The organism is Streptomyces sp. NPDC046303 (genome assembly GCF_055588085.1).
Window position 1 is genome coordinate 1 of record NZ_JBVJFA010000008.1, and the last position, 26,199, is coordinate 26,199.

Annotated in this window: 23 protein-coding genes and 2 tRNA genes; 14 read left to right on the forward strand and 11 right to left on the reverse strand. The window is 73.1% G+C overall.

Going from position 1 to position 26,199, the window contains the following annotated elements; genetic code table 11:
• Positions 1-12 precede the first annotated feature (12 nt).
• The 8 genes from ACZ6I1_RS10325 (at position 13) to ACZ6I1_RS10360 (ending at position 8,804) form a co-directional block, all read left to right on the forward strand.
• Positions 13-804 (forward strand): ABC transporter ATP-binding protein, encoded by a 792-nt coding sequence (locus ACZ6I1_RS10325; protein ID WP_469285852.1) that lies wholly within the window; start codon positions 13-15, stop codon positions 802-804.
• On the forward strand, positions 791-1,675 hold the full coding sequence (locus tag ACZ6I1_RS10330) for an ABC transporter permease (RefSeq protein WP_469285322.1): 885 nt from the start codon (positions 791-793) through the stop codon (positions 1,673-1,675). The genes ACZ6I1_RS10325 and ACZ6I1_RS10330 overlap by 14 nt, the downstream gene beginning before the upstream one ends.
• 297 nt (positions 1,676-1,972) lie before the next feature.
• Complete coding sequence (locus ACZ6I1_RS10335; protein ID WP_469285324.1) at positions 1,973-2,740, forward strand: GntR family transcriptional regulator; 768 nt, start codon at positions 1,973-1,975, stop codon at positions 2,738-2,740.
• Positions 2,741-2,805: 65 nt separating this feature from the next.
• Entirely contained in the window at positions 2,806-3,033 is a 228-nt protein-coding gene (locus ACZ6I1_RS10340) for a 4Fe-4S dicluster domain-containing protein (RefSeq protein WP_125741086.1), read from the forward strand.
• 14 nt (positions 3,034-3,047) lie between these two features.
• Positions 3,048-4,400: an ABC transporter substrate-binding protein gene (locus tag ACZ6I1_RS10345; protein ID WP_469285326.1), complete on the forward strand. Its 1,353-nt coding sequence runs from the start codon at positions 3,048-3,050 to the stop codon at positions 4,398-4,400.
• Positions 4,397-5,302 carry an ABC transporter permease gene (locus tag ACZ6I1_RS10350; protein WP_469285328.1) on the forward strand — a complete coding sequence of 302 codons (906 nt, stop codon included), beginning with the start codon at positions 4,397-4,399 and terminating at the stop codon, positions 5,300-5,302. The genes ACZ6I1_RS10345 and ACZ6I1_RS10350 overlap by 4 nt, the downstream gene beginning before the upstream one ends.
• A complete protein-coding gene (locus ACZ6I1_RS10355; RefSeq protein ID WP_469285330.1) occupies positions 5,299-6,054 on the forward strand; it encodes an ABC transporter ATP-binding protein in 756 nt (251 codons plus the stop codon). Before ACZ6I1_RS10350 ends, ACZ6I1_RS10355 begins: the two co-directional genes overlap by 4 nt.
• A gap of 11 nt (positions 6,055-6,065) precedes the next feature.
• A complete protein-coding gene (locus tag ACZ6I1_RS10360) occupies positions 6,066-8,804 on the forward strand; it encodes a fumarate reductase/succinate dehydrogenase flavoprotein subunit (protein WP_469285332.1) in 2,739 nt (912 codons plus the stop codon).
• Between the two features lie 75 nt (positions 8,805-8,879).
• On the opposite strand, the gene ACZ6I1_RS10365 is transcribed toward ACZ6I1_RS10360, so the two are convergent.
• Both ACZ6I1_RS10365 and ACZ6I1_RS10370 read right to left on the reverse strand, forming a co-directional pair.
• Entirely contained in the window at positions 8,880-11,216 is a 2,337-nt protein-coding gene (locus ACZ6I1_RS10365; RefSeq protein WP_469285334.1) for an arylsulfatase, read from the reverse strand.
• The gene (locus ACZ6I1_RS10370; RefSeq protein ID WP_469285336.1) at positions 11,213-11,761 is read right to left on the reverse strand and encodes a rhodanese-like domain-containing protein; all 549 of its coding nucleotides are present in this window, start codon (positions 11,759-11,761) and stop codon (positions 11,213-11,215) included. Before ACZ6I1_RS10370 ends, ACZ6I1_RS10365 begins: the two co-directional genes overlap by 4 nt.
• A 387-nt stretch (positions 11,762-12,148) precedes the next feature.
• On the opposite strand from ACZ6I1_RS10370, the gene ACZ6I1_RS10375 reads away from it, so the two are divergent.
• Positions 12,149-14,389, forward strand: coding sequence for a sulfatase-like hydrolase/transferase (locus tag ACZ6I1_RS10375; RefSeq protein WP_469285338.1), 2,241 nt, complete (start codon positions 12,149-12,151; stop codon positions 14,387-14,389).
• Positions 14,390-14,430: 41 nt separating this feature from the next.
• Here ACZ6I1_RS10375 and ACZ6I1_RS10380 read toward each other — a convergent pair whose 3' ends face one another.
• Both ACZ6I1_RS10380 and ACZ6I1_RS10385 read right to left on the reverse strand, forming a co-directional pair.
• Positions 14,431-15,336: a formylglycine-generating enzyme family protein gene (locus ACZ6I1_RS10380; protein WP_469285340.1), complete on the reverse strand. Its 906-nt coding sequence runs from the start codon at positions 15,334-15,336 to the stop codon at positions 14,431-14,433.
• 81 nt (positions 15,337-15,417) lie between these two features.
• Positions 15,418-16,857: a sulfatase family protein gene (locus ACZ6I1_RS10385; RefSeq protein WP_469285342.1), complete on the reverse strand. Its 1,440-nt coding sequence runs from the start codon at positions 16,855-16,857 to the stop codon at positions 15,418-15,420.
• A gap of 571 nt (positions 16,858-17,428) precedes the next feature.
• Between ACZ6I1_RS10385 and ACZ6I1_RS10390 the strand changes: the two genes are divergently transcribed.
• A complete protein-coding gene (locus ACZ6I1_RS10390) occupies positions 17,429-17,749 on the forward strand; it encodes a hypothetical protein (RefSeq protein WP_469285343.1) in 321 nt (106 codons plus the stop codon).
• 28 nt (positions 17,750-17,777) lie between these two features.
• On the opposite strand, the gene ACZ6I1_RS10395 is transcribed toward ACZ6I1_RS10390, so the two are convergent.
• Positions 17,778-17,854, reverse strand: a tRNA-Pro gene (locus ACZ6I1_RS10395).
• Between the two features lie 147 nt (positions 17,855-18,001).
• Here ACZ6I1_RS10395 and ACZ6I1_RS10400 point away from each other — a divergent pair.
• The 4 genes from ACZ6I1_RS10400 (at position 18,002) to ACZ6I1_RS10415 (ending at position 21,173) form a co-directional block, all read left to right on the forward strand.
• Entirely contained in the window at positions 18,002-18,703 is a 702-nt protein-coding gene (locus ACZ6I1_RS10400) for a transketolase (protein WP_469285344.1), read from the forward strand.
• A 28-nt stretch (positions 18,704-18,731) separates the two neighbouring features.
• Positions 18,732-19,643: a transketolase family protein gene (locus ACZ6I1_RS10405; protein ID WP_469285346.1), complete on the forward strand. Its 912-nt coding sequence runs from the start codon at positions 18,732-18,734 to the stop codon at positions 19,641-19,643.
• A gap of 40 nt (positions 19,644-19,683) precedes the next feature.
• Positions 19,684-21,066, forward strand: coding sequence for a hypothetical protein (locus tag ACZ6I1_RS10410; RefSeq protein WP_469285348.1), 1,383 nt, complete (start codon positions 19,684-19,686; stop codon positions 21,064-21,066).
• A 33-nt stretch (positions 21,067-21,099) separates the two neighbouring features.
• Positions 21,100-21,173, forward strand: a tRNA-OTHER gene (locus ACZ6I1_RS10415).
• Positions 21,174-21,215: 42 nt separating this feature from the next.
• On the opposite strand, the gene ACZ6I1_RS10420 is transcribed toward ACZ6I1_RS10415, so the two are convergent.
• The 6 genes from ACZ6I1_RS10420 to ACZ6I1_RS10445 form a co-directional block, all read right to left on the reverse strand.
• Positions 21,216-21,587 carry an MmcQ/YjbR family DNA-binding protein gene (locus ACZ6I1_RS10420; RefSeq protein WP_469285351.1) on the reverse strand — a complete coding sequence of 124 codons (372 nt, stop codon included), beginning with the start codon at positions 21,585-21,587 and terminating at the stop codon, positions 21,216-21,218.
• A 128-nt stretch (positions 21,588-21,715) separates the two neighbouring features.
• Positions 21,716-22,267: a GAF domain-containing protein gene (locus ACZ6I1_RS10425; protein WP_469285353.1), complete on the reverse strand. Its 552-nt coding sequence runs from the start codon at positions 22,265-22,267 to the stop codon at positions 21,716-21,718.
• The gene (locus tag ACZ6I1_RS10430; RefSeq protein ID WP_469285356.1) at positions 22,264-22,893 is read right to left on the reverse strand and encodes a GTP-binding protein; all 630 of its coding nucleotides are present in this window, start codon (positions 22,891-22,893) and stop codon (positions 22,264-22,266) included. The genes ACZ6I1_RS10425 and ACZ6I1_RS10430 overlap by 4 nt, the downstream gene beginning before the upstream one ends.
• Positions 22,871-23,299 (reverse strand): DUF742 domain-containing protein, encoded by a 429-nt coding sequence (locus ACZ6I1_RS10435; RefSeq protein ID WP_469285359.1) that lies wholly within the window; start codon positions 23,297-23,299, stop codon positions 22,871-22,873. Before ACZ6I1_RS10435 ends, ACZ6I1_RS10430 begins: the two co-directional genes overlap by 23 nt.
• Positions 23,296-23,730, reverse strand: a complete 435-nt coding sequence (locus tag ACZ6I1_RS10440) for a roadblock/LC7 domain-containing protein (protein WP_469285854.1) — start codon at positions 23,728-23,730, stop codon at positions 23,296-23,298. The genes ACZ6I1_RS10435 and ACZ6I1_RS10440 overlap by 4 nt, the downstream gene beginning before the upstream one ends.
• 35 nt (positions 23,731-23,765) lie before the next feature.
• Positions 23,766-26,081: a sensor histidine kinase gene (locus ACZ6I1_RS10445; protein WP_469285361.1), complete on the reverse strand. Its 2,316-nt coding sequence runs from the start codon at positions 26,079-26,081 to the stop codon at positions 23,766-23,768.
• Positions 26,082-26,199 lie beyond the last annotated feature (118 nt).

A 26,199-nucleotide genomic window follows, 5' to 3' on the forward strand; every position in this document is an offset into this window, starting at 1 on the left:
GAGGTGACGACCATGGCCACCACGCTTGCCAAGGCTGCCGAGGGCACCGTAGCGGAGCACACGCACGCCGCCCGCATCGAGCACGTCTCGAAGTCCTTCTCCGGCCCGGCCGGATCGCAGCTCGTCCTGGACGACATCAGCCTCGATGTCGCTCACGGAGAGTTCGTCACCATCCTGGGGGCCTCGGGGTGCGGCAAGTCCACCCTGCTCAACCTGGTCGCGGGCCTGGACAAGCCGTCCGCCGGGTCGATCGAGACCCCCGGCCGGCCGGCGCTCATGTTCCAGGAGCACGCCCTCTTCCCGTGGCTGACCGCGGGCAAGAACATCGAACTCGCCCTGCGGCTGCGCGGGGTACCCAAGGCCGACCGCCGCACGGAGGCCGAGAGGCTGCTGGAGCTGGTCCGGCTGGGAGGCGCGTACGGCAAGCGCGTCCACGAACTGTCCGGCGGCATGCGCCAGCGCGTCGCCCTGGCCCGGGCACTCGCCCAGGACAGCCAACTCCTGCTGATGGACGAACCGTTCGCCGCGCTCGACGCCATCACCCGGGACGTACTGCACGGCGAACTCGCCCGCATCTGGACGGAGACCAGCCTGTCGGTCCTGTTCGTCACACACAACGTGCGCGAGGCCGTGCGCCTCGCACAACGCGTGGTCCTGCTCTCCTCCCGCCCCGGCCGGGTCGCCAGGGAATGGACCGTGGACATCCCCCAGCCGCGCCGCATCGAGGACGCGGACGTGGCGGAACTGTCCCTCGAGATCACTGAACACCTGCGTGGGGAGATCCGCCGCCATGGCCAGCACTGACACCAAGGCGAAGCGGGACGACCTCGCGGGCCTGGAGGCCGGGCTCGACGCCCTCGACGCGGTCGAGATCCGCCGCACCCCGGTCCGGGAAGTCCTCGTCAAGAAGGTCCTTCCGCCGGTCCTGGCCGTCACCCTGGTGCTGGCCGTCTGGCAGGTCCTCGTCTCTGCTCGAATCACCGACGAGACCAAGCTCCCGTCTCTGTCCGCGGTGTGGGAGAGCCTGTCCGGCATGTGGGTGAATGGCACCTTGCTGGAGGTCATCTGGACCAGCGTGTCGCGCGGCCTGCTCGGCTTCCTCCTCGCCCTGGCCATCGGCACCCCGCTCGGACTGCTCGTCGCCCGGGTGAAGTTCGTCCGCGCCGCGATCGGCCCGATCCTCCAGGGCCTGCAGTCCCTGCCCTCGGTGGCCTGGGTGCCGCCGGCCGTCCTGTGGTTCGGCCTGAACGACGCGATGATGTACACGGTCATCCTGCTGGGCGCCGTCCCCTCCATCGCCAACGGCCTCGTCTCCGGCATCGACCAGATCCCGCCGCTGTACCTGCGGGCCGGGCGCACTCTGGGCGCCACCGGACTGGTGGGGGCCCGCCACATCGTCATGCCGGCCGCGCTGCCGGGCTACCTGGCCGGTCTGAAGCAGGGCTGGGCCTTCTCCTGGCGCTCGCTGATGGCCGCCGAGATCATCGCCAGCTCCCCCGACCTGGGCCTCGGGCTCGGCCAGTTGCTGGAGAACGGCCGCAACAACATCGACCTGCCGGGCGTGTTCCTCGCGATCATCCTGATCCTGGCGGTCGGCATCGCCATCGACCTGCTCATCTTCAGCCCGGTCGAGCGGTGGGTCCTGCGCAGCCGCGGCCTGCTGGTCAAGGACTGAACCAACGGATCGCTTTCCATACAGGATGCCGCGCCGCATCCCACCCCACGCCGGCACGCCCGGCACACAGCACCGCCGGCTCCGCAGAGGCTTCGCCCCCTGCGGGGCCGTTGCCGTTGAAGGGGATGGGCGTGCCGTTCGCATCGTGGTCACCGACTGGTCCACGTGGTGGTCGCCCGGTGGCGGATCTCGCCGACCGCCCCATGAAACCGCAGGTCAGAGCGGTGCCCACGGTCCATCAGGTGGCGCAATACTGCGGCAACACCATCGGTGCCGTGGGCCCAGTACGTTCCTTCCATGCCAGCCGAACCCGCCCCCGCCGCCCGACCGGTCGCCGCCGCGCGCCGCCGGCGGCTGCGTGCGGACCAGGCCCGGCAGCTCGCCGACCTGCTGCGCCACCAGATCCTGGCAGGCAACTTCCCGGGCGGTCTCCTGCCCCTCGAGGACGCCATCGCCGCCGACTACCGGGCCAGCCGCAACACCGTCCGGCAGGCACTGGACCTGCTGCGCGGCGAGCAGCTCGTCGAGCGGCAGCCGGGCGTCGGCACCGTCGTGGTGTGCGAGAAGTACCGGCACGGCCTGGACCGCCTCCAGGGGCTGGCCGAGACGCTGCACGAGCACGGCAGGGTCACCAACGAGGTCCGCACCGTGGGGCCGGTGACGGCCCCCGGTCCGGTGGCCCACCGGCTGGGCCTGCCCGAACACACCGAGGTGCTCTGTATCGAGCGGCTGCGCCGCCTGGGCGGACTGCCGCTGTCCCTCGACCTGTCCTACCTGCCCATGGACGTGGGCAGCGCACTGCTCGGCTGCGACCTGGAGAACACGGACGTGTTCCGGCTCCTGGAGTCACTGACCGGCGGACCGCTGGGCCATGCCGAGATCACCCTGGAGGCCGTCAACGCCGACGCGCACTCCGCCGCGGTGCTCGAGGCCCCACGCGGGGCCGCCGTACTGATGCTGGAACGGCTGACCCACCTGTCCGACGGGCGGCCGGTGGACCTGGAGTTCATCCGGTTCCGCGGCGACCGCATCACCATGAGCGGTGTGCTGCGCCGCTCCCTCTGAGCACCTGAGCACCTCCCTCCTTCCGTTCCTCCGTTCCCCGCCTTTCCGGGCCCTTGGAGCCAGCCATGCCTCTTGTTCCTCAGCGCGCCGACGTGCCCGTGACCATCGACGAATCCAAGTGCATCGACGGCTGCACGCTCTGTGTCGACATGTGTCCGCTCGACTCGCTCGCGATCCGCGAGGACAACGGCAAGGCGTACATGCACGTGGACGAGTGCTGGTACTGCGGCCCGTGCGCGGCCCGCTGCCCCACCGGTGCGGTCACCGTCAACATGCCCTACCTGCTCCGGTGAAAGGCCGAACTCCCATGAACAGCGCGAGACTCCACATGCGCCCCCTCCTCTCGCTCGCCGTGCTGCTCCCGCTGACCGCTGCCTGCGGCGCCTCGACCGGCGCCGACGGCGAGGCCGCCTCGAAGACGGTCACGGTGACGGTCGGCTACCAGTCGAAGACCATCAACACCGTGACCGCCGGCACCTTGCTGCGTTCCCTCGGCTACTTCGAGGAAGAGCTCAAGGCCCGGGGGAAGAAGGACGGCACCACCTACAAGGTCGAGTGGCAGGACTACGCGACCGGTGCCCCGATCACCGCTCAGATGACCGCCGGGAAGATCGACATCGGTTCGATGGGCGATTTCCCCCTGCTGATCAACGCGGCCCGCGGCAAGGAACTCAAGCAGCCGACCCGGCTGGTCGCGGTCACCGGCTACAACCTGCGGGGCGGGCTGAACACCGTGGTCACCGCTCCCGGCTCGCCCGTCCGGTCGCTGGCCGACCTGCGCGGCAAGCGGGTGTCCACCAGCGTGGGCTCGGCCGCCGACGGCACCCTGGTCCGGGCCCTCCAGCGAGCGGGAATCGACGCCGACAAGGACATCCAGAAGCTCAACCAGCAGCCCAGCGTGGGCGCGTCGGCCCTGGCCGCGGGCAGCGCCGACGCGCTCTCCCAGTTCGTCGCCTGGCCGGGCCAGCTGGCGTTCGAGGGGCGCGCCACGGCCCTCTACGACGGGGCGGAACTGAACCTGCCGACCTTCCACGGGGTCACGGTCCGGGAGAAGTTCGCCAAGGAACGGGCCGGGGTCCTCGACGACTTCCTCACGGCGCAGCGGCGGGCCACCGACCACCTGCGCGAGCAGCCGGTCGCGGCCGCCGAGTCGGTGGCCAAGGAGACCGGACTGCCGGCCGAAGTGGTCTACCTCTACAACGGCGCGAACGGCATCGCCACCTTCGACCCGGAGCTCCGTCCGGAGCTGATCGCCGCGCTGAAGGAGGACGTGCCGGTGCTCAAGTCGGCCGCACTGGTGGGCGACGTCGACGTGGATGCCTTCGTCGACCCGGCGCCTCTGAAGCGGGCCGTGCAGGCCCCGGCCTACCCGACGGCGGGCGCGGTCAAGCCCGAGCTGTGGCTGAAGGGCCAGTCCACCACCCGCACCTTCGACAGCCCCAAGGAGCTGCTGAAGGCGGCCAAGGACGCCGACGTACGCGCCGCGTACGTGCCGGACGCGCTGACCGGCACCCTTTGGTTCGCCGACAAGGCGGTGTGGGTGGCGGACGGCGCCGAGCTGAGCGCCTTCGTCACGCCGGCCAGTGCACAGCGGTACGTCGACGCTCATGCCGGGGCACGGATCATCCGCTACACGGACGCTGTGGGCCTCGCGTCATGACCGCGGGTCGCCGGCTGATCCGCGCCGCCTCGCTGGCCGCGGCCCTCGGGCTGTGGCAGCTGCTGACTTCCCTGGACGTCAACCTGTGGCTGCGGTTCGAGCAGTTCCCGACGGTCGGCGAGGTGGCCTCCGCCTTCACCGACCGCATCGGCACCGGCCCGTACTGGCAGGACCTGGGCCACAGCCTGCGCCGGATCGTGGTGGGCTTCCTGCTCGCCGCAGTGCTGGGGGTGGTGGCCGGCACGGCGATCGCCCGGTCCCGGTGGGCCGCCGACCTGCTGGGCCCCTTGGTGGAGGTGGTGCGGCCGGTGCCGGCCATCGCCCTGGTACCCGTCGCCATCCTGCTCCTGCCCACCAACGAGCAGGGCATCGTGTTCATCACCTTCGCCGCCGCCTTCTTCCCGGTGGTGGTGTCGACCCGGCACGCGGTCCGGGCGCTCACCCCCATCTGGGAGGAGGCCGTGCTCACCATGGGAGGCGGCCGGCTGCGGATGCTGTTCTCCGTGGTGCTGCCCGGCGCCCTGCCGGGCATCTTCGGCGGCCTCTCGGTGGGCATCGGCGTCTCGTGGATCTGCGTGATCTCCGCCGAAATGATCTCCGGCGAGTACGGAGTGGGCTACCGCACCTGGCAGGACTACACGGTCGTCGACTACCCGGGGGTCTTCGTCGGCATGGCCACCATCGGAGCCCTGGGATGGCTCACCTCGACCGCGGTGGAACTGCTGGGCCGCCGCGCCACCGCCTGGCTGCCCCGTCCGGCCGGGCGGGGAGCCGTCGGAGGAAGGCGTCATCCGGTGGCGTTCCGCAGCAGCGCTCGCGCCTCCGCTCACACCGGCGCCGAACCCGCCGCCACGGGCTCTGCGCCCCTCTCCCCCATCCCCCGGAAGGAGCCGGTCCCATGAGCACCGCGACCCTGCCCGCCGCGCCCCCGACGACCGGGGCCGCACTCGCCTTGCAGGACGTACGGCTCGGCCACACGGACGGCGCCGCCCTGCCGGGCACCGTCACCCTGCATATCGCACCGGGGGAACTGCTGGCCGTGGTCGGTCCGTCCGGCTGCGGGAAGTCCACCCTGCTGCGCACCCTCGCCGGGCTGCTGTCCCCCCTGGACGGACAGGTCACCCAGGACGGCGAAACGATCGCCCGGCCCGACGCCGACCGGGCGCTGGTCTTCCAGCACGACGCCCTGCTGCCCTGGCGCACCGTCCGCGCCAACGTGGAACTTCCCCTGGCGATCCGCCGGGTCCCCCGAGCCGAGCGGCGGCGGTCCGCGGCCGAATGGCTGGACCGCGTCGGTCTGGCCGAGCACGCCCACAAGCTGCCGCACCAGCTGTCCGGCGGCCAGCGCCAGCGCGTCCAGCTGGCCCGGGCCCTGGCCGGCCGGCCCCGCGTCGTCTTGATGGACGAGCCCTTCGGCGCGCTCGACGCGCACACCCGCGCCGGGATGCAGGACCTGCTGGTGGACATCCTGGCCGGCACGGGCGCGACCGTCGTCTTCGTCACCCACGAGGTGGACGAGGCCCTCCACCTCGGCGACCGGGTCGTGCTGCTGGGCACCGGCGAGGTGCTGGACGTACCGCACCCGCGCAAGCGCGGCGCGCAGCACGACCCCGACACCGCCGAACTGCGCCGCCACGTTCTCGAATCCCTCTGAAAGGCACCCCCGTGGACACCCTGGTGGACGCCCCCCTGGCCATCCCCGCCCTCGCCGACGCGGCAGAACTCTCCTGCGACGTCCTCGTCATCGGCGGCGGAACCGCCGGCACCATGGCCGCGCTGACCGCGGCCGAGCGCGGTGCGCAGGTGCTGCTGCTGGAGAAGGCGCACGTACGGCATTCCGGCGCGCTGGCGATGGGCATGGACGGCGTCAACAACGCGATCATCCCGGGCCGGGCCGACCCTGACGACTACGTCGCCGAGATCACGCGCGCCAACGACGGCATCGTGGACCAGTCCACGGTCCGGCAGACCGCGACCCGGGGCTTCGCGATGGTCCAGCGGCTGGAGTCGTACGGGGTGAAGTTCGAGAAGGACGAGCACGGCGAGTACGCGGTCCGCCAGGTCCACCGGTCGGGCTCGTACGTGCTGCCGATGCCGGAGGGGAAGGACGTCAAGAAGGTCCTCTACCGGCAGCTGCGACGACGCGAGATGCGCGAGCGGATCCGCATCGAGAACCGGGTCATGCCGGTCCGGGTGCTCACCCACCCGGACGACGGCCGGGCGATCGGCGCGGCCGGCTTCCACACCCGCACCGGCGAGTTCGTCACCGTCCGGGCGGGCGCGGTGATCCTGGCCACCGGGCCGTGCGGCCGGCTCGGACTGCCCGCCTCCGGCTACCTGTACGGGACGTACGAGAACCCCACCAACGCGGGCGACGGATACGCCATGGCCTACCACGCCGGAGCCGCGCTCACCGGCATCGAGTGCTTCCAGATCAACCCGCTGATCAAGGACTACAACGGGCCCGCCTGCGCGTATGTCGCCAACCCGTTCGGCGGGTACCAGGTGAACCGGCACGGCGAGCGGTTCGTGGAGTCGGACTACTGGTCGGGGCAGATGATGGCCGAGTTCGCCGCCGAGCTCGCCTCGGACCGCGCCCCGGTCTACCTCAAGCTCAGCCACCTGCCCGAGGAGACCATCGCCTCCGTCGAATCGATCCTGCACACGACGGAGCGGCCCACCCGCGGCACCTTCCACGAGGGTCGGGGCCACGACTACCGCACCCACGACATCGAGATGCACATCTCGGAGATCGGGTTGTGCGGCGGGCATTCCGCCTCCGGCGTGCGGGTGGACGCGCACGCCCGCACCACGGTGCCCCGCCTGTACGCGGCCGGTGACCTGGCCTGCGTGCCGCACAACTACATGATCGGCGCGTTCGTCTTCGGCGACCTGGCCGGCGAGGACGCCGCACAGTACCGGGCGTACGAGGGGGAGCTGCCGCAGCCCCAGCTGGCCGCCGCCCACGAGCTCGTCTACCGGCCGCTGCGCCATCCCGACGGGCCGCCGCAGCCGCAGGTGGAGTACAAGCTGCGTCGGTTCGTCAACGACTACGTGGCACCGCCGAAGACGGGCGCGAAGCTGTCCCTGGCGGTGGAGGCGTTCACCCGGATGTCCGAGGAGATCACCGGGATGGGGGCGCGCACTGCACACGAATTGATGCGGTGCGCCGAGGTGAGCTTCATCCGGGACTGCGCGGAGATGGCCGCCCGGTCCTCGCTGGCCCGCACCGAGTCCCGTTGGGGCCTCTACCACGAGCGGCTGGATCACACCGCGCGTGACGACGCCCGCTGGCTGCACCACCTCGACCTGCGCAAGTCGCCCACCGGCGCGATGGAGTTCACCGCGCGGCCCGTCGAACCGTACGCGGTCCCGGTGCCGGAGTTCACCCCGGAAGCGGGGCCGGAGCGCAGACTGGGCGAGGTCGCGCTGGTGCCGGTGGCCACGGCCGGACCGCGGGACGCCGCGCCTGCCGCCCGCCCGGCGGTACCCGCGGTGACGCCCGCCGAGGCTCCGGAGGTGTCCGCGCCCAGCCCTGCCCTTCTCCGCCTGCTCTCCCTCGCCGAGGAGTCCCCCGACCTGGACGCGCTCCGTCCCTACCTGGCGGACGCCGATCCCGCGGTGCGGGCAGCGGCCATCGCCGCCCTCGGCGAGACGCTTCCGGCCGACGCCGGCCCCGCGCTCGCCGCGCGCCTGCGGGACACCGCACCCCGGGTCCGGGCCGCTGCCGCGGCCACGCTGCGCGAGCTCGTCGAGGTCCTGCCCGCCGAACCGGAGCTGGGGGACGGACTGCGGGCGGCCCTGGGAGTCGATGACCCAGGCGTACGGGCCGCCGCTCTCGACGTGCTGCGGACGCTGCGGCTGGGCGACGCCGGGGTGTACGCCGCCGCGCTCTCCGACGTCGACATCGAGGTCCGCGCCACCGCCGTCCGCGCCCTGGTCTCGGTGGACGCGGTGCCGGAACTGGCGGTGGCCGCCACCGACCCGGCCCGTGAGGTCCGGGTCGCGGTGGCCCGCGGCCTCGCTGCCGTGCACGCTCCGGCGCCGGCTCCCCTCGACCCACTACTGGACGACCCCGACCCACTGGTCCGGGCCGCCGCGCTGGGCGCCCTGGCCGCAACCGGATGCCCGCCCGCGTACGCCGCTCGGGCCGCGGCGGCACTCGCCGACCCCGCCTGGCAGGTCCGGGCCGGCGCCGCAACCGCCCTGCGCTCGGCCCTGTCCGCCGAGGCGGTCCCCGCCCTCGCCAAGACCTTGGCCGATCCGAACGCGGATGTCCGCAAGGCCGCCGTCCTCTCGCTCCTCTCCCACCGCGCTGTCCCCGAAGCCCGCACTGCCCTCGCCGTGGCCACCACCGACCCCGACGCCGACATCCGCGCCTACGCGTCCCGAGCGGCCTCCTGACCATCCTGGGAACGCGGGCGGGCCGTCGCGCCCTTGCCGGCGCTGCCGAGGGCCAGCAGGATGCCGCCCAGCAGTTCATTCGAATGCGGCGGCCGCTTCGCGCAGCGCGCGGGCCACCAGCTCCGGGGCGTACGGTGCCTGCGCGCCGGGCGTGTACGTCACGGATCGCAGGCCGCCGGTGTAGCGGAAGCCCCGGTGGCGCTCGTACACCGGCCAGGAGACCGGCGACTTGCGGTCCACTCCCACGCTGATGCCCTGGAGCGGGGCCATCCCGATGAGCTGGTGCACGCTGCCGGCCAGTCGCCCCGTCTGCACTCCGTCGACCAGCAGCCGGAACTCCCAGCGCAGGCCCTCCGACGCGGTGGCCGACAGGGTGACGGTCCGTCGTCCGACGGGCAGCGGACCTGCGTCGGCCTCGTGCAGCCTGCCGTACTCGTTGTAGGCGAAGCGCAGCCGCCCGTCTTCGACGTACAGGCTGTAGCCGCCGCCCTGGTCGCCGTGCGACACCAGCACGCCCTGGTCGCCGGCGCCGTGCTCGTCGAGCGCGACCGAGATGTCGAAGGAGCGGAAGGAGATCAGCCGGGAGGACCGGTAGCGCTCCAGCTCGGGGGTGCCCGGCAGGAGCGTGAGGGGGCGGTGGAACCGCTCCTCGGCGGGGTGGCGCCGGGCGAGCGCCCCGCTGCCGTCGGAGAGGGGGAAGACGCCGTTGCGCCAGGCCGCCGCTTCCCAGGCCGCGGCCAGCTCCTTCACCACCTCCGGGTGGTCGGCGGCGACGTCGGTGGTCTCGGTCGGGTCGGTCGTCAGGTCGTACAGCGCCCATTCGCCGTCGTCGTACGGGGCGCCCGGCCGGTGCAGGGTGACCAGCTTCCAGCCGTCCCGGTAGTAGCTGCGGTTCCCGGACATCTCGCAGTACTGCTCGGTGTGCGCGCCCGGGGTCCTGGCGTCCCGCAGGACCGGGGTGAAGCTGACCCCGTCCAGCTCTTGCGCGGGGCGCGAACGCCACTGGTCGGGCCGCCGTACGCCTGCCAGGTCCAGGAGGGTGGGGGTGACGTCGGTGACGTACTGGTACTGGTGGCGGATGCCGGGGTCGTCAGGGCCGCGCCGCAGTCCGTCCGGCCAGGAGATGACGAACGGGACGCGCACCCCGCCCGCGTAGGTCTGGCCCTTGTACAGCCGGAACGGGGTGTTGGAGGCCATTCCCCAGCCGCGCGGGTAGTGCACCAGGCTCCGCGGGCCGCCGATGAGCTCGGTGTCCCGTGGGACGTCCGGGTCCCAGTCGTCGGGGACGGGCTGGTGGATGAAGCGGCTGAAGTAGCTGCGGGTGCCCTCGGCCCCGCCCTCGCCGGTGCCGCCGTTGTCGGAGGTGAAGACGATGACGGTGTTGTCGAGTTCTCCGAGGGCACGCAGGGTGTCGGTGAGCCGCCCGAGGTTCTGGTCGATGTTGTCGACCATCGCCGCGTACACCTCCATGTAGCGGGCGTAGCGTTGCCGCTGACCGGGCGTGAGCTCCTCCCAGGGGCCGACGTCGAAACCGGCCTCGGGGTTGCGGTCCGGGAGGGCGGTGCCTTCGGGGAACAGGCCGTCGGCGATCTGGCGGGCGAAGCGGGTGCCGCGCAGCGCGTCCCAGCCGCCGTCGTAGCGGCCGCGCTGCCGCTCGACGTCCTCGGGCTTGGCCTGGAGCGGACCGTGGACGGCGTTGTGCGCGAGGTAGAGGAAGAACGGCTTGTCGGGGTCGTGCGCGCGCAGCGACTTCACCATGGCGATGGCCTCGTCGGTGATGTCGTCGGTGTAGTAGTAGCCGTCGGGCAGTTCGTCGATGTCGAGTGGGCTGTTGTCGCGGACCAGTTGGTGGGGGTGGAACAGGCTGGTCAGGCCCTCCAGCACGCCGTAGTACCGGTCGAAGCCCTTCTGCAGCGGCCAGTTGCGCCGGTCGTCGGCGGCGTGGGAGGCGGAGTCTCGGGTCAGGTGCCATTTGCCGACCGCGTAGGTGGCGTATCCCGCGTCGTGCAGCACCTCGGCGAGGGTGGGGACGTCCTGGCCGATCTCCATGCCGTAACCGGGGAATCCGGGGTCGGAGTTGGCGACCGTCGAGTACCCGACGCGGTGCGGGTTGAGGCCCGTGAGCAGGGCCGCCCGGGCGGGGGAGCACAGCGGCATGGTGTGGTAGTTGGCCAGCCGCAGGCCGTTCGCGGCCAGCCCGTCGAGTACGGGGGTGGCGATCTCGGCGCCGAAGGGGCCGATGTCGCTGTAGCCCATGTCGTCGACGAGGACGACGACGATGTTCGGGGCGCCGCCGCCGGGCGTGCGCCGCGGCGGCCAGGCGGGTTCGGACTCGGCGAAGGTGCGGCCCACGTGGCCCGCGAACCCCTCGTAGGGGTCGCGGCGGTTCGGGGTACCGGCCGGCTCGGTCACGGGCGGGCCTCGCTGCCGCGGCGGTTGAACGGCAGTCGGCCGAGGACCACCGCCATACCGCAGGTGTCGGTGAGCGCGGAGAACACCAAGCCCGCGGCGATCGCCGCGGACAGCAGTTGGAAGGCCGGGTGCACGAACAGCCCGAGGAGCAGGCCGAGCAGCACGATGGCACCGGCGGTGAAGCGGACCTGGCGTTCCATGCCCCACACGGCCCGGGCCGGGCCGTCCGGGGCATGGAGGCCGTGGCCGGCGGCCGTCCAGGCGCTGATGCCGCCGGTGAGGCCGGCAGCGGGGACGCCGTGCGCGGCGAGGGCCGCCGCGGCCTTCCCTGAGCGGGCTCCGGAGGCGCACACCAGCAACAGGGCGCCCCGCTCGGCGGCCTGCCGGAGCTCGGGCAGGCTCCGCTCGATCCGGTCGAGGGGGACGTTGACGGAGTCCGGCAGATGACCGGAGGCGAATTCGCCGGGGGTCCGGACGTCAACGACGGTCAGCTGGGGCAGGCGGGCCTTCGCTTCGCCGACGCTGAGGGTGGGGGAAACGCTCATGGCGGAACCGGTCCTTGGCTGAGTCGGAACGGGCACGGCCCACGCGGTCCATGGGGCCCAGGCCGTGCCGGGGATGTTAGACACTTCCGGGCCGCCCGGACGGGAGGCCGCACGAGTGCCACGAGGTCGCCATGCAGCGGCAACAACCGGGGCTCGCCCGGACGTCTCCATGGGGCGTTCATCGTCGATGCGTGGGACACCAGCGGGGCACGGGGACGGTGGCGGGCGTCCGCCTCGACGACGGGTGCGCCGGCGGCGAGCGAAGTGAACGGCTCCGCGGCGCAGGGCGCCGACACATGTTCTTCATGCCCTGTGCATGGAACAGGTTCGCTTCGCCGACCCATGATCGGCTGGACACCCGCAGCCGCCATCGAGGAGCAGTCACCCATGCCCAGCCGCCGTACCTTCCTGGCCGGTTCCTCCGCCGTGCTCGGTTTGACCACCGTCACTTCCACCGTCGCCGGGTCGGAGCGGGCAGCGGCCTCGGTGGCGGTCCCGGAGGCGGAGGACGGCCAGGTCAGCAGGCCTCCGAACTTCGTCGTCGTCCTTGCGGACGACCTCGGCTACGGAGAACTCGGCGCCTACGGCCAGAAGCTGATCACCACTCCCCGCCTGGACCGGCTCGCCGCCGAGGGACTGCGCTTCACCGACGCATACTCCACCGCCGCCGTGTGCGCACCCTCCCGCTGCTCCCTGCTGACCGGACTGCACACCGGCCACGCCACGGTGCGCGCCAATCCCTCGTCCGGTGGCCAGGGGTCGCTCACCGCCGCCGACACCACCTTCGCCCAGGTGCTCCGGGCCCGCGGCTACCGGACGGCCCTGGTCGGCAAGTGGGGCTTCGGACCGGAGACGGCCGGCCAGGAGAGCCATCCGGCCGCCCGCGGCTTCGAGGAGTTCTACGGCTACATCACCCACGGCCACGCCCACGAGTACTACCCCGAGTACCTGTGGCACAACGACGCCAAGGAGCCCATCCCAGCCAACGCCGACGGCGCGAAGGCCTTGTACGCCCCCGACCTGCTGGAGCAGCACGCCCTGGAGTTCATCGACGCCCATGCCGACGAGCCGTTCCTGCTGCTGCTCACCCCGAACGTGCCGCACGCACCCAGCGACGCACCCGACACCAGCGCGTACGCCGACCGCGGCTGGACGGCCGCGAACGCGGGGCACGCGGCCCAGGTCAGCTCCTTCGACGCGCTCGTCGGCAAGGTGGTCGACCGGCTGCGCGCCCGCGGGCTGGAGCAGGACACCGTCGTCCTCGTCACCAGCGACAACGGTCCCCACGAGGAGGGCGGTGTCAACCCCGACCTGTTCGACGCCAACGGCCCGCTGCGCGGCTACAAGCGCAACCTCTACGAGGGCGGCGTACGGATCCCGCTCATCGCCTGGGGCCCCGGCCGCGTCAGGCAGGGCACCAGCGACCGTCCGACCCCGCTGACCGACGTGCTCCCCACCCTGGCCGAGCTCGGCGGCGCCCCCTCCCCCACCGACGTGGACGGCCTGTCCGCCGCTCCCCTGCTGGCCGGCAGCGCCGACTCGGCCCGCCACGGACACCTGTACTGGTTCCGCGACGAGTGGGGCGTCACCAGCCGGGCCAACGCGCAGGACAACAAACGCGCCACGTGGCTGGCCGAGGCGGTCCGCCGGGACCACTGGAAGGCCGTCCGCTTCGCCCCCGAGCGGGACCACAACCTCCCCGACGCCAAGTGGCAGGTGGAGCTGTACGACCTGGCCACCGATCCCGCCGAGACCCGTAACGTCATCGACAAGCACGCGGCGAAGGCCGGCGAACTCGTGGCGCTGATGCGCTCCTCCTGGAAGGACACCTATCCCCGCACACCGTTCGGCACCAGGCTGACCCTGCCCAGGCTGGCCGTCCCCGGTGAGGCGTTCACCGTGACCGCCACACTGGACAACGGGTCCGCACGGCCCTGGACCAACGCCGCGCTCGCCCTGAGCGCCCCCACCGGCTGGACCGTGACCCCCGCCTCCCCGACCACGGCGGACCAGCTCGCCGCCGGCGGTCGCCTCACCACCTCCTGGCAGGTGACCCCGCCCGCGAATGCCACCGCCGCGACCGCGTGGGCGTTCACCGCGGAAGGCACCGCCGCCACTGCGTCCGGGCCGGTCCACTACCCGGCTACGGGCACCGTCCCCACCCCGCCGGCCGCTCCCGTCCGCGACTCGTACCTCTCCGACCTCACCTGGATCAGCGCCACCAACGGCTGGGGGCCGGTGGAGCGCGACACCTCCAACGGCAAGAACGCCGCCGGCGACGGCCCGCTGATCTCCTTCGGCGGTACGACGTACCCCAAGGGCCTGGGCGTCCACGCGCCCAGCGACATCGCCTACCACCTCGGCGCCGCCGCCGTCCGGTTCACCTCTCTGGTCGGCATCGACGACTTCTCCGCCAAGCAGAGCAGCGCCGGTGCCACCCGGGCCAAGGTCTACGGCGACGACCGCCTGCTGCTGACCACCCCCACGCTCACCGCGGCCACCGGCCCGGTCCGCGTCGACCTGGACGTCCGCGGGGTGCGTGTGCTGCGCCTCGTGGTCGAGGACGCCGACAACCGCACGTCCTTCGACCACACCTCCTGGGCCCTGGCCCACGTCACAGTGGAGTGAACCCTCCAGCATGCGTCGGACGGTCGGACCGTCGGACCGGATCAGGCGGGGTCGGCGGCCACCCGGAACCCGATGTTGCCGGTCGAACTGTCGGGCGTATTGGAGCTGCGCGCGGCCACCCGGTAACGGTTGCAGTAGGAGTCGTGGCACAAGTACGAACCGCCGCGCATCGCCCGTGCGGTCTCCTCACCCGGTGTGAACCAGTCCGCGCACCACTCCCAGACGTTGCCGACGGTGTTGTAGAGCCCGAAGCCGTTGGGCCGGAACGACTTCACCGGCGCGGTGCCCGCGTACCCGTCGGCGGCGGTGTTGAGCACCGGGAAGTCGCCCTGCCAGATGTTGCACATGTGGCGGCCGTCGGGCATGAGCTCGTCTCCCCACGGGTAGCGGCGCTGCTCCAGGCCACCGCGTGCCGCGTACTCCCACTCGGTCTCGGTGGGCAGGCGGGTCCCGGACCAGTCGCAGTATGCCTGCGCGTCGTGCCAGGACACGTGGACGACGGGGTGGTTCTGCCGGTCGGTGACGTGCGAGCCGGGCCCTTCGGGGTGGCGCCAGCTGGCCCCTTCCACCGCCCGCCACCACGGGACGGCCGCCACGGGCGGGGAGACCGCGGCGACCTCCTCGGCGAGGAACGCCCCGAAGGTGAAGGAGAAGCCGAAGCGCTCGGCCTCGGTGGTGTGGCCGGTGGCCTTGACGAAGGTGGCGAACTGGGCGTTGGTCACGGCCGTGGCCGCGATACGGAAGGACTCCACGGCCACCTCGCGGACCGGCCCCTCGGCGTCCGCGGGGAAGCCCTCCGGGTCGTCCGTGCCCATGAGGAAGCTGCCGCCGGGCAGGCTGAGCAGCTGCCGGGCCACGCGGGAGGACAGGGGTGTGGGGGGCGGTGGGGCCAGGGTGAGCGTGGGGGCGTGGGCGTGGGCGTGGCCGGGGGTGCAGCATGCGGGCATGACGGCTCCGTCGGGACGGTGGGCGGCCGGGCGCCCCCGCCTCGCGGTACGGGCGCCCGGCCGGCGGTGCGGGTGTACGGGTCAGGCCACGCGGTCGGCGGCGAGCCGGGCGGCCAAGGCGGGGATGCCGAGGGCCTGCTCCTCGGCAGGGGTGGCCTGGTAGAGCTTGTTGGCCAGCTGGTACGGGTCGCCCGCCAGGTCGTAGTACTCGCGGAACTTCACCTGGCCGGTACCGGACACGGTGCCGTTCGCGTCGGTGGTCAGGTCGTAGTACTCGGTGTACTGCTTGTCCTTGGCCACGTACGAGGACCAGGTCGGTGCCCCGCCGGTGCCGGTGCCCTGCTTCCACCACTCCACCAGCAAGTGGTCGCGGCTGTAGGAGGAGAGCAGGGAGCGGCCGTCCTGGGGTGCGGCGGGGGTGATGCCCGCCGCGTCGAGGATGGTCGGCGCGATGTCGATGTTGGCGACGATCCGGTTGTCCTGGGTGCCGGCGCCGCGGCCGCCGGCCGGCCAGGAGAGGTAGAACGGCACCTCGTGCGCGGGGCGGTACGGCACCGACTTGGCGGTCCAGCCGTGGTCGCCCCAGCTGAAGCCGTTGTCGCCGATGTAGATGACGAGGGTGTTGTCGAGCTGGCCCAGGGCCTGGAGCTTGTCCTTGAAGGCCTGCACCGCGTCGTCGACGGAGAGCAGCGTGCGCAGTTGCTCGGCGCGGATGGCCTGGCCGTCGGCGAGGGTGCCGGTGGCGTTCCGGATGTACGCCGGTTTGTCGCTGCGGTCGTTCTCGGGGACCGACGGCCGGCCGTTCCAGTCCGGTACGGGGGTGCCCGCGTATGTCGCCTCGGGGGTTCGCGGGCCGTGGGAGGCGTAGGGGGTGACGTACGCGAACCAGGGCCTGGTGTCGGTGGCGGTCTTGTCGAGGAAGTTCAGGGTGCGGTTCTTGATGATGTTCGTGGTGTAGCCGTTGATCGTCTGGACGGTGCCGTTGACGTTCCACTGGGCGTCGACGTAGCCGGGCTGGAGGAGGGCGAACTCCTCGAAGTGCGGCGGGTTGTCCGCGAGGGTCCAGGAGTTGAGGTACTTCCCGAACAGGCCGGTGCGGTAGCCCGCCTGCTTGAGGTACTTCTGCACGGTGGTGCTCTGGTCGAGGGCGTGGGAGGCGCCGTTGTTGCGGACGCCGTGGTTGTGGGCGTGGCGACCGGAGAAGACGCTGGACCGGGACGGCGCGCACAGCGGGGTGGTGACGTGGCCGTTGGTGAACTTCACGCCCTGGTCGGCGAGCCAGGCGACGGTCTTGGGCAGGGCCCATTCCGTGTGCTTGGGCTGGTCGTCGGTGACGATCAGCAGGATGTTCGGGCGGCCGGCGGCAGCGGCGGGACCGGCTCCGGCGACCTGCGCGAGGGCGGGCACGGCGGTGGCGGCCGCCACGGCGGCGGCGCCGCCGAGAAAGCCGCGGCGGCTCACCGGGGATCGTCTGTTCTCGCTCTTCTCGCTGTGCTCGCTGTTCTCGCTCACGATGTCCATTCCTCCTGGGTGCGTCGGCGCAGGGAGGCACAGCAGGGCGGGCGGCCGGAAGCCGCCGACTGCGGTGCGGAAGGGGAAGAGACGGGAGTCAGGTTGGGGCGCCAGGTGGGGATCCCGTGGGGGGAAAGGCGCGTTCAGCGCGCCGGGGCGACCGTACACAGGGCGCTCGCCAGGCGCCCTTGGTCGACGTGGCGGCGCGCAGTGAGGATTCCTGCTGCCATGGCGATGAGACTAGGTGAACCGGAACCGCGGTTCCATGTACAGCAGATGAAATGGGAAGCGGGCCGTGGGGCGCCGGCACAGCCACGGTACCCACCCCTCCTTGCTCCACCGATAAACCAGTGCACCGATGCGCGTGGGCGAGCTGCTGGAAGCGATCTCGCGGCCGGCCGTCGGAGAGCAGGGGAAGCGACGACGGTCCACTTCAGCCTGCTCATCGCCGCCGTGCTCTACCTCCGCTGACCACGCCGCAAGACCATCAAGATCCGAACCATTCGTGGACCGGCACTGGGGAGGTGGTCCGGCATCCTGGTCACTGACAGCGAGCACGGCACCTGGATGTTCGTCGTCGATGTCCCCGCCCCGGGCCACCCCGTACCACGGTGCGCCGCGGCGGCCCCGGCAGGACGCGGCCGGGCAGGCCCCGAGCCGCTTCCTCGAGGGCGAGGCCGGCGGATACGAAGCGGACCCGAACCAGACCGTCGCCGCCCACCAGAACGCCTGGCTGGACGCCACCAGCCACCTCACCCCACAGGCAGCCCGCGAAGCCGTCGACACCATCGACCCCACGCTCACCGGAGCCGAGAAGGCAGCCATCCATCAACCGGACCACATGGCGTGGCTGCGCCCACCCCGGCTCCGGACGCACGAAAGGCCGCCTTCCCATTGCTGAGAAGACGGCCTCCGACCTGCATAAAGCATGGTCGGGACGACAGGATTTGAACCTGCGACCCCTTGACCCCCAGTCAAGTGCGCTACCAAGCTGCGCCACGTCCCGATGCGCGCTGACCTGGGGTTTCCCCTGGCTGGACGCGCACGAGAACAATACCGCACTTCGCCGGGTGGTCGCGCGCACCTTTCCGGTCCCCGATCCGGACCGGGATCTTCTTGACCTCGATCGCGCTTGAGGTTGCACGATCGATGCATGACGCAGGCAACCGCGGACGCTGAGTTCCGCTACGAGGATCTGGGCCGGCTGATCGGCCTCATGACCGGGGCCGAGAAGCACGGGCCCGCCGCCACCTCCACGCTCGACGTGCTGTGGGTGCTCTACGACCGGGTGCTGCGGGTGGCGCCCGCGACCGCCGGGGATGCCGGCCGGGACCGGTTCCTGCTGTCCAAGGGGCACGGGCCGATGGCGTACTACGCCGTGCTCGCCGCGAAGGGGTTCTTCCCCGTCGAGTGGCTGCCCGGTTTCGGGTCGTACGCGTCGCCGCTCGGGCACCACCCGGACCGCACCCTGATACCCGGCGTGGAGATCGGCAGCGGGTCGCTCGGGCACGGGCTGCCGCTCGCCGTGGGCAGCGCGCTGGGGCTGCGCGCCCAGGGGCTGGCCGAGCCGGCGGTGTGGGTGCTGATCGGGGATGCCGAGCTGGACGAGGGCAGCAACCACGAGGCGCTCGCGTACGCGGGCTCCGCCGGGCTGGAGAGGCTCCACACCGTGGTGATCGACAACGATTCCGCGACGCACGGCTGGCCCGGCGGGATCGCGGCCCGCTTCGAGGCCGCGGGCTGGTCCGCGGCCACCGTGGACGGCCGGGACCACGCCGCGCTGCACGCCGCCTTCACCGCGCCGCACCCCGGCCGGCCGCACGTCGTGGTCGCCCGTGTCGAGAAGAAGCAGTAGCAGAGGGACAAGGGGAGCCGAGATTCACATGGACACCATGAGGGAACGTTTCATCTCCGTCACGTCACGCCTGCTCGACGAGGACCCCCGGCTGGCCCTGGTGCTCGCCGAGATCAGCATGGACGGGTTCCTGCCCGCCCAGCGGCGCCACCCGGACCGGGTGATCAACGTCGGGATCCGGGAGCAGCTGCTCGTCGGCGTCGGCGGCGGCCTCGCGCTCACCGGCCTGCGGCCGGTCGTGCACACCTTCGCGAGTTTCCTCGTGGAGCGGCCGTTCGAGCAGGTCAAGCTGGACTTCGGGCACCAGGGCACGGGCGGCGTACTGGTCAGCGCGAGCGCCAGTTACGACTGGCCGTCCGGCGGGTTCACGCACATGGCGCCGGGTGACGTGGCGCTGCTGGACACCCTCGACGGCTGGACCGTCCACGTCCCCGGCCACCCCGACGAGGCGGAGGCGCTGCTGCGGCACGCCTACGCCGCCGGGGACGACAAGGTCTACGTCCGGCTCTCCCAGCAGTCGAACGCAGCCCCGCGCGCGGTCGAGGGCCTGCGGTTCCAGACCGTACGGGAGGGACGCGCGGGCGTGGTCCTCGCCGTGGGCCCGCTGCTCGACAACGCCCTGGCGGCGACCGAGGGCCTGGACCTGACCGTGCTGTACGCCCCCACCGTGCGCCCTTTCGACGACGCGAGCCTGCGCGAGGCCGCCCGGAGCGCTTCCACCGGGGACGTCGTCCTCGTCGAGCCCTACCTCGCCGGCACCTCCACGGCCGCCGCGAACGACGCCCTGGCCGACACCCCCCACCGGGTGCTGGGCCTGGGCGTGGGCCGCGCCGAGCTGCGCCGCTACGGCACGATCGACGAGCACACCGCGGCCCACGGCCTGGACCCGCGCTCCCTGCGCGAGCGCATCACCGGCTTCCTGCGGCCTCCGGTGCGATAACCGGTGGAACGCGGGCCGCCGCGGTGGCAGGCTCGCCCGCATGCCGCACGCCCAAGACCCCCGGGTCGGACAGATCCTGCGGGAGCTGCACGCCTCGCTCGGCCGGCGCAAGCGCCCCGAGGACATCGCGCACCTGGTCCAGGACCTGTTCGCCGCCCAGGGCACCGACCTGGACACCGCCACGCGGACAGCACTCGCCAAGGCGACCGCGACCTCCCTGCGCACGCTGTGGCACGGATACACCTCCATGCGGGAGGAGTTCGCCGCGCCCCGCGGGGCCCAGCGCCAACTGGCGCGCGCGAGCGCGCTGTTCCCGGCGGTACCCGCACTGCCGGACGAGGCGGGCGACGATCCGGAACGGATCGAGGCCGTGATCCGACTCGCCGGCGAGGAGATCCAACGCGCCTACGGGCAGAACGACTTCGGCCAGGACCGGCTCGACCGGGCCGAGCGGGCGGAGGCGGGGCTGGGTGAGATGTCCAAGCGCCAGTACAACAAGCGGTTCCGGCTGCTGGTGCGGATGGAGGCCAAGCTGGCCCGGCTGATGGCGGAGCAGCGCCGGCGCGAGGTCGTGCTCACCGGCAAGGGGGCCCTGGCCCACCGCATGCCGTACGAGGTCTTCGCCGCGGACCCCGGCACTGCCGCCTTCGTCGCCTACATGACCGCACGGGCACGGATGCGCAGCAGGTTCACCTTCGACGTGCAGCGCAGGCCGTACGACGAGGTGGCCGCGGCCCTGTTCGAGCGGTTGCGCGCGGCCCCCGAGTCCACCGCCTGGTACGCGATCGCCCATGTCCATCCGGTCGCGGAGGTGCTCGGCCACCTCGACGACCGGAGCCTCGGCCGGCTGCTGGTCCATTGGAACGGGGTGCTGCGCGAGGTGGCGGCCGTATTGGAAGACGCCTGGAACCGCTCGCCGCTGGAGCGCGGCACGATGATCGTGCGGCGCGGTAACGACTCCTCCACCTGGAACCAGGCCGCGCAGGCCTGGACCACGGCCCGCAACCACTGGTTCGCGCTGCTCACCGAGCTGGGCGAGGACGGCATCCTCGACCGCTACTGCCCCGGGAAGGTGCCGCGGCTGATGGCGGCGGACGTCGCCTACGGGCACCTTCGGCGGGGCCGCGGGCTGCACCCGGACACCTTCGTGTGGTCCGAGCTGCCGCTGCCCTGGGAGGTGCTCCGGGGCGAGGCCGAGTGCCCGCGGTCGCTGGTGGCGGCCGCGTGCGCCCGCCACCGGGTGGATCCGGTGGCCACCGGCTGGACGGCGGCCCGTCCGGCGGCTCGCGCCGTCGCCTTCAGCGCCACGCCGGAGCTGGTGCACGGGGTGGCCGTGGGCGACCCGCTGATGGCGAGCGCCCTGCGGTCGGCCGGGGTCTTCTCGGGCCGCGGCAAACGGGCCGTCGCCGAAGAATGGAGTTGACCGACCGGACCGGCTCCCGCGAGGATCGGACCCGGCGAGGAAGCTCTGTGGAGGAGCGCCCGGCTCGATTCTCCGGGTGGACGCAGGTTCGAATCCTGCCCTCGTCGTCACGTCTGCGGCGGCACGGTTTCCGTGCCGCCGCATCGCGCTCAGCCCCCGCCGCCGTCGCCCCCGAAGAGCTCTGGATGGGCCGCCGCCAGCCGTTTCGGGGCCGCCTGGAGCCAGGAGTCGATCAGGATCGAGCGCAGTTCCGCCTCGTCCTCCACCGCCTCCAGCCGGACCCGGAGCCAGGCGTAGTTGTCGTCGTGGCCCTCGCGCACGAAGAACTTCTCCGGCTCCGCCGCCATCAGCTCGGCCCGGTCCTCCTTGGGGCACTTGATCCCGATCGAGGCGTCGTCATCGGCCAGCGCGGCGAAGATCTTTCCGCCCACCCGGAAGGTCGGCATGCCCCAGGCCGGCTTCTCGCTGCTGTCCGGGAGCGAGAGAGCGATCGTACGGACGTCCTGCGCGCTGGTACCCATACCCCGACCGTAGACCCCGCCGCTGACATCCGCCCCGCCGCCGAGCCGTGCCCCGGGCTGAGCGCCCCACCGTGCCCCGCGCCGTACCCCGCGCCGCGCGTCGCGCCCGCGCCGAGCGCCGCGCCGCGCTACGCCGTCTGCCGCCGGTCCTCGCGCGCGTGGAGCAGCTCCACCAGCTCCGCCGCCAGCGACTTCACCGTGGCGAGGCCCTCCGTGCCCCACCGGCGCGGCACCACGTCCACCGCGCACACGGTGCCCAGGACGATTCCCCGCCGGTCCGTCAGCGGGGCGCCCACGTACGAGCGCACCCCGCTCTCGTCCACCACCGCGTTGCCCGCGAAGCGCGCGAAGTCCCGTACGTCCTCCAGCACCAGCGCCCGGCGCCGCACCACCACGTGCGGGCAGTAGCCGTGGTCGCGGGCCAGCACCCGCGCCGGGTAGTCGCTCGCCGGCGCCTCGGCGGCGTGGTGCAGCCCGGCGAAGAACTGCCGTTCCTCGCCGATGAAGTTGACCCCCGCGTACGGCGCGGCCAGCACGTCCGCGACCCGCCGGGCGAAGGCGTCCAGTTCGGCGTCGACCCGCTCGCCCAGGCCCAGCTCCCGCAGCCGTACGACGCGCGCGGGCGCGTCCCGGTCCACGGGCGTGAGCAGCAGGTGTCCGGTCGATTCGTAGTACGTCATGACGGTTCCCCCGACTCCGAAGACGAAGATCTGACGGTGGTTCCTGCGGCCGTGCACAGGAGATGGCGGACGAGGGCGGCCAGCGTCCCCGTCCCGGAGCTGGTCAGGCGCGCGTCGCACCGTACGACGGGCACCTCGGGCCCCAGCCCCACCGCTTCGCGGACCTCGTCGGGCCGGTAGCGGTGACCGCCGTCGAACTCGTTGACGGCGACGATGAAGCCGATCCCGCGCCGCTCGAAGAAGTCCACGGCGGGGAAGCAGTCGGCGAGGCGGCGGGTGTCGGCGAGCACCACCGCCCCGAGCGCGCCGGCGCACAACTCCTCCCACAGGAACCAGAAGCGGTGCTGTCCGGGCGTCCCGAAGAGGTAGAGCACGTGCCGCTGGTCGAGCGTGATGCGGCCGAAGTCCAGTGCGACGGTCGTCGTGTTCTTGGTCTCGACCCCGTCCAGCGGGTCCGCGGTCTCGCCGAGTCCGCTCAGCAGCTCCTCCGTGCTCAGCGGTTCGATCTCGCTCACCGCGCTCACGAAGGTGGTCTTGCCCGCCCCGAAACCGCCCGCGACGAGGATCTTCAGCGTCGCGGGCGCGGCCCCGGGGGCGGGCGCGTCACAAGCGTTTGTGGAGGCCATCGAGCACCGCCCGCAGCAGGGACTGGTCGTCGGCGGCGAAGGATCCGCCGCCCGGGAAGCGCGGGGCCTGCGCCATGACGGCCCCGTATTCCATCAGATCGGACAGGAGCACCTTCACCACCACCGCGGGCAGCCGCAGTTGCCCCGCGACCTCGGCGACCGTGACGGCCGCGGCGCCCGCGCACAGCCGGAGGGCGAGCGTGTGCTCCGCCCCCAGCGGTACGCGCGGCCGCACCCCGGTCGCGGTCATCAGCGAGAGCAGGTCGAGCGCGACACCGGGCCGGGTCCGCCCGCCGCTGGCGGTGTACGGGCGCATCACCCGGCCCGCCGAGTCGTCGAGCCACGGGGTGTCCCGCCCGGTGGCGCACGCCCCCTTCGCGGGTGCCCCCGTCGTGCGGGTCCTCATCGCTCCGGGTCGGCGACGGGCCGCCGCGGCGGGGCGGCCAGGTACGGTCGTACGCTCTTCACCAGCATCGCCATCTCGTAGCCGAGCACGCCGGCGTCGGCCTCCCGGTCGGCGAGGACGGCCAGGCAGGTGCCGGAGCCGGCGGCCGACACAAAGACGAGTGCGGTGTCGAGTTCGACGACGACCTGGCGGACCTCGGCGCCGTCGCCGAAGCGGGATCCGGCGCTGCGTCCCAGCGAATACAGCCCGGAGGCCAGCGCCGCCATGTGGTCGGCGCTGTCCGCGTCCAGGCCATGCACGCAGGTCACAAGGCCGTCGGCGGTGAGCAGTACGGCGCTGCGGGTGTACGGAACGCGCTGCACCAGGCCGCTGAGCAGCCAGTCGAGGTCCGAGAGCCGGCTGCCGGTCTTCGTCGCCACTTCGCCGCCCATGGGGGTGTGCTCCTTGCTGAGGTGAGGGGTCGGGGTCATACCTGGTTCTCCGACTGGGCGAGGCCGTAGCCCCGTTGGAAGGCGGCCATCAGGCCGGGGTCGTGTACGGGCGGCTCGGGATCCGCGGCCCGCCGCGGGGCGGGTGCCTCCCGCAGCTGGGGCGCGAGATGCTGCTGAGCCCGCCGCCGGGGCAGCGGTGGCCGCCGTTCCGCTGCCGCGGGCCCCTCGGGTACGGCCTGGGGGCTGCCGGTCCCGGCCGGGGCCGGGGCTGCCGATACGGGCGCCTGCCCGGGCTCGGCCCACGGCCCGGGCAGGGCTACGGCCCCGGCCTGAGCCCCGGTCCCGGCCGGGGCCGGGGCTGCCGGTACGGGCACCTGCCCGGGCTCGGCCCACCGCCCGGGCCGGGCTTCGGCCCCGGCCGAAGTGCCGGTCCCGGCGGGGGCCGGGGCGGGCGGTACGGGCGCCTGCCCGGGCTCGGCCCACGGCCCGGGCAGGGCTACGGCCCCGGCCGAAGTGCCGGTCCCGGCGGGGGCCGGGGCGGGCGGTACGGGCGGGTGCCACGGTTCCGGCACGGCCTGCCCGGGCTGCACTCCGCCCCCGGCCGGGGCTCCGGGGACCGGCTCGGGCCCTGACCCGGGCCATGGCCCGGGCTCGTCCCCGGACCGGGGCACGGGCACGTGCACGGCCGTACTCGCCGACCGTTGTCGGGGCCCGGCGACGGCTTCGGCGCCCGGCACGTGACCGGGCTCCGACCCACGCTCCGACGCATACTCGGCGAGACCCGACGCAGCAGCCCCGGGACCGGGCCCGGTCGCAGGCCCGTTCCCGGAGTCGAGCCCGAGACCCGACGCAGCGCCGGGACCCGGCCCGGCCAGGACCACCGGCCCGTCCCCCGGAACGGCCCCCGGCCCGCTCGCAGGCCCACCGCCGGGCCCAAGCCCCTGCCCGGGCGCGGGCCCCGCCGGCGGCGTCGGTTCGCCCCCCGGCCACGGCTCCGCCGCACGCGCCCGCTCCGCCTCCGGCAGCAGGTCGCGCGGTTGCGGGCGCGGCGGGGTCACGCGGACCGGCTCCAGCGGCGGCGGCATCGGGGCCGCGCGCCCGGTGCCCCAGGAGGTGGCCCGGGAGCCGCCCGCCGCATCCGCGGCGCCCGGCGCCTCCGCGCCCAGCAGCTCCTGCGGCAGGACCAGTACGGCGAGCATCCCGCCGTAGATGTTGGACTTGAGTTCCACCGCGATCCCGTGCCGCCGCGCCAGCGCCGAGACGACGAACAGCCCGATCCGCCCGTCCGCGAGCAGGTTCCGGACGCTGATCTGGTCGGGGTCGCCGAGCAGGGCGTTCATCCGGTGCTGTTCCTCCGCCGGCATGCCCAGACCGCGGTCCTCCACTTCGACCGCGATCCCTGCGGTGACCCGTTCGGCGCGCAGCACCACGTCCGTGTCGGGGGCGGAGAACACCGTGGCGTTCTCGACCAGCTCGGCCAGCAGGTGCACCACGTCGGCGACGGCATGGCCGCGCACGCTGCCGCCCGCCGGCGGGACGACCTTGACCCGCGTGTACTGCTCGACCTCCGCGACGGAGGAGCGGAGCACCTCGCTCAGGTCGATGGGCCGCGTCCACTGGCGCCGCGAGGCCGCGCCGCCGAGGACGGCGAGGTTCTCCGCGTGGCGGCGGATGCGCGTGGCGAGGTGGTCGACGTGGAAGAGCTCCTTGAGCAGGTCCGGGTCCTCGACCGTGTCCTCCAGCTCGTCCAGCAGCGAGATCTCGCGGTGGACGAGGGACTGCAGGCGCCGCGCGAGGTTGACGAAAACCTCGACCTTCCGCTCGCTGTCGGACGGGGTGGCCGGTCCCGCCAGCCGTACCAGCGTCGCGTGGGCCTGTTCCCGTGCCCCGCGCAGCTCCTGGGACAGCAGCCAGAACTCGTCCACCCCCGCCGGGTCGACGCCGGCCGGCGGCCCGGTCGGGCCGCCCCGCACCGGGCGGGGCGGGACCTCGCCGCGCTCCAGCCGCTCGGCGGCGCCCCGCAGTTCCTGGCGCCCGCGCACGCTGGAGCGGCGCAGCGCCTCGCACCGGTCCCGTACGGCCTTGGCGGCGCGCTGCGCGCCGAGCAGCGCCGCGGCGAGGGCTCCGACGACGAGGAGGGCGCAGCCGGTGAGCACGGGCCAGAGCCGGCCGTCCCGGTCCCCGGCTCCCCCGCCGAGCTGGAGCGTGAAGATGACCGCGGCGGCGCCGCTGAGCCCGGCTGCGAGCGTGGGCAGGACGGCGGCGCGGACCAGCTGGGGGCGTATCTGCCGGCCCGGCCCCGTGACGGCGTGTCTCGACGGGGCGTGGCGGGCGGCGCGGAGTCCGGACATCGGCGTCCTCGGTACGTGGGGCCCGGCCCCCAGCGATCCCGGGGCCCGGTGTTGATCACCGGATACCCACGCTAGACCGCACCCTCCCGCCCCGGACGCCCAGTTGGGGAAGTTCGCC

Excerpts from the sequence above, each read along its gene's own strand:
- ACZ6I1_RS10325 (WP_469285852.1), top strand. The coding sequence starts at position 13 with ATGGCCACCACGCTTGCCAAGGCTGCCGAGGGCACCGTAGCGGAGCAC.
- ACZ6I1_RS10330 (WP_469285322.1), top strand. The coding sequence starts at position 791 with ATGGCCAGCACTGACACCAAGGCGAAGCGGGACGACCTCGCGGGCCTG.
- ACZ6I1_RS10335 (WP_469285324.1), top strand. The coding sequence starts at position 1,973 with ATGCCAGCCGAACCCGCCCCCGCCGCCCGACCGGTCGCCGCCGCGCGC.
- ACZ6I1_RS10340 (WP_125741086.1), top strand. The coding sequence starts at position 2,806 with ATGCCTCTTGTTCCTCAGCGCGCCGACGTGCCCGTGACCATCGACGAA.
- ACZ6I1_RS10345 (WP_469285326.1), top strand. The coding sequence starts at position 3,048 with ATGAACAGCGCGAGACTCCACATGCGCCCCCTCCTCTCGCTCGCCGTG.
- ACZ6I1_RS10350 (WP_469285328.1), top strand. The coding sequence starts at position 4,397 with ATGACCGCGGGTCGCCGGCTGATCCGCGCCGCCTCGCTGGCCGCGGCC.
- ACZ6I1_RS10355 (WP_469285330.1), top strand. The coding sequence starts at position 5,299 with ATGAGCACCGCGACCCTGCCCGCCGCGCCCCCGACGACCGGGGCCGCA.
- ACZ6I1_RS10370 (WP_469285336.1), bottom strand. The coding sequence starts at position 11,761 with ATGAGCGTTTCCCCCACCCTCAGCGTCGGCGAAGCGAAGGCCCGCCTG.
- ACZ6I1_RS10375 (WP_469285338.1), top strand. The coding sequence starts at position 12,149 with ATGCCCAGCCGCCGTACCTTCCTGGCCGGTTCCTCCGCCGTGCTCGGT.
- ACZ6I1_RS10380 (WP_469285340.1), bottom strand. The coding sequence starts at position 15,336 with ATGCCCGCATGCTGCACCCCCGGCCACGCCCACGCCCACGCCCCCACG.
- ACZ6I1_RS10385 (WP_469285342.1), bottom strand. The coding sequence starts at position 16,857 with ATGGACATCGTGAGCGAGAACAGCGAGCACAGCGAGAAGAGCGAGAAC.
- ACZ6I1_RS10390 (WP_469285343.1), top strand. The coding sequence starts at position 17,429 with ATGTCCCCGCCCCGGGCCACCCCGTACCACGGTGCGCCGCGGCGGCCC.
- ACZ6I1_RS10400 (WP_469285344.1), top strand. The coding sequence starts at position 18,002 with ATGACGCAGGCAACCGCGGACGCTGAGTTCCGCTACGAGGATCTGGGC.
- ACZ6I1_RS10405 (WP_469285346.1), top strand. The coding sequence starts at position 18,732 with ATGGACACCATGAGGGAACGTTTCATCTCCGTCACGTCACGCCTGCTC.
- ACZ6I1_RS10410 (WP_469285348.1), top strand. The coding sequence starts at position 19,684 with ATGCCGCACGCCCAAGACCCCCGGGTCGGACAGATCCTGCGGGAGCTG.
- ACZ6I1_RS10420 (WP_469285351.1), bottom strand. The coding sequence starts at position 21,587 with ATGGGTACCAGCGCGCAGGACGTCCGTACGATCGCTCTCTCGCTCCCG.
- ACZ6I1_RS10425 (WP_469285353.1), bottom strand. The coding sequence starts at position 22,267 with ATGACGTACTACGAATCGACCGGACACCTGCTGCTCACGCCCGTGGAC.
- ACZ6I1_RS10430 (WP_469285356.1), bottom strand. The coding sequence starts at position 22,893 with ATGGCCTCCACAAACGCTTGTGACGCGCCCGCCCCCGGGGCCGCGCCC.
- ACZ6I1_RS10435 (WP_469285359.1), bottom strand. The coding sequence starts at position 23,299 with ATGAGGACCCGCACGACGGGGGCACCCGCGAAGGGGGCGTGCGCCACC.
- ACZ6I1_RS10440 (WP_469285854.1), bottom strand. The coding sequence starts at position 23,730 with ATGGGCGGCGAAGTGGCGACGAAGACCGGCAGCCGGCTCTCGGACCTC.
- ACZ6I1_RS10445 (WP_469285361.1), bottom strand. The coding sequence starts at position 26,081 with ATGTCCGGACTCCGCGCCGCCCGCCACGCCCCGTCGAGACACGCCGTC.